The 1,639-nt window shown below is 74.8% G+C and carries 1 protein-coding gene; it reads left to right on the top strand.

The window, feature by feature from the left end; translation table 11 throughout:
- Positions 1-1,487: SdrD B-like domain-containing protein (locus OOT08_RS18665; protein ID WP_325094401.1), on the top strand; the 1,487-nt coding region annotated here is incomplete at its 5' end.
- Between the last annotated feature and the right edge of the window lie 152 nt (positions 1,488-1,639).

Below are 1,639 nucleotides of genomic sequence, written 5' to 3'. Positions count from 1 at the left end.
AGCCCGTCGCGGTGACCGCGATTGCGGTGGAGCAGGCGGTGACGAGCACGGAGGATTCCCTGCGGATTGACTTTCAGTTCGCGGTGCCGGACGAGGTCCGGGCCGGGGAGCGCTTCGAGATCGTGCTCCCGGAGCAGATCCGCCCGCAGAGCACGGCCCCCTGGCAGATCCTGAGCGAGGCCGGGGAGCCCGTTGCCACGGCGGCCTGGCGCGGGAAGACGGTGGAGTTCACCCTGGGCGACTTCGTCGAGGGGCACGCCCGCGTCTCGGGGTCCGGGTCGTTCCTGTCCCGCTGGGACCGCACCGTGGTGGGGGACGGCCCCGGGGACTACGCCCTGGAGTTTGTGGGCAGCGGCACCCGCTTTGTCGAGGAGGTTCGCACGTCGGGGATGCCGAAGCCGCCGATCCCGCTCCATCGCGAGCTGTCGAAGTACGCCGGGTGGTCCGCCCTGGACGAGGGCGTCGTGACGCCCGCCGGGGCGCTGAGCTGGCGCGTGGGGCTGCCGACGGGGCCGCACGCCGGGCCCGTCACCCTCACGGACACGCCGGGCCCCGGCTGGTCGATCGACTGCGGGACGCTCGCCTTCTCCTCCGCGCGGGCGCTCACGAGCGCGCGCGACCTGCTCGAACCCGAGCCGCTCGCGGCCGAGCGCATCCTGGAGCAGCGCTGCTCGCCCGGGGGGTTCACCGTGGTGCTCGACCAGATCGGCGACGGGGAGTTCGTGAACCTGGACTACACGGGCACCGTGCTCAGCGCGACGCAGGAGCGCTTCGGCAACGCCGTCGCCCTCGCGGGCCCCGGCCTGACGCAGACGAGCGAGGCCGCGGCGACGCGGACGGAGAGCTCGGGTCGGGCCTCGGGGCTCGGCCCCGTCACCGTCGGGGACACCGTGTTCCTCGACGCGAACGGCGACGGGCTGCAGGACGACACGGATCGCCCCATCGCGGGCGTCAGACTTGTGCTCGACCGGACCGATGGTCTGGCCCCGAGCACCGTGAACGGCGCGTCGGTCGCCCCGGTCACCACGGACGGCTCCGGCGAATACCAGTTCGTCATGTTGGCCCCCCTGCCGTCCGGGGTGCACTACCGGGTCACGGTTGATTCCGGGGCTTCGGCCGACGCGCTGCGGGGGCTCGCCCCGAGCCCGGCACCCGCGGGGGCCGACCCGGAGCGGGACTCCTCGGTCGGCTTCGCGCTGACCCGGCTGGATCTCACCCGGGGCGGGGTCGCCGATCTCAGCCTGGACTTCGGTTACCGCGCCGAAGCGACGCCGCCCGTGACCCCGCCGGTGACCCCGCCCGTGACCCCGCCGGAGATCACGCCCCCGGGACCCCCGAACCCGGCCGGCCCCGCCGCCCCCGCGGCGCGGTCGCTCGCGGAGACCGGGCAGGCCCCCGGGGCCGGCCACGCCCTGCTGGGCGGGGGGCTGCTCCTGCTGGGCGCGAGCTGCGCAGCGCTGGCCCGGGCACGGCGGGTCTCCGCATGATCCTGAACCTCGTGTGCCTGCTGCTGAGCGCCCTCACCGGGCTGCTCCTCGTGAGCCGCCCCCTCGGCAACGCCTTCGCCCGGCACTTCCGGAACGGCCCGCGGCTGCGCCTGTGCTTCGGCATCGCCGCGGTGCTCCTGACCGTCGTGAAC

It is taken from the genome of Leucobacter sp. M11 (assembly GCF_035726885.1).
Lineage (GTDB): Bacteria > Actinomycetota > Actinomycetes > Actinomycetales > Microbacteriaceae > JAPFRB01.
The sequence above is the reverse complement of the archived record's forward strand: the minus strand, read 5'-3'. Positions and strand labels throughout refer to the sequence as shown.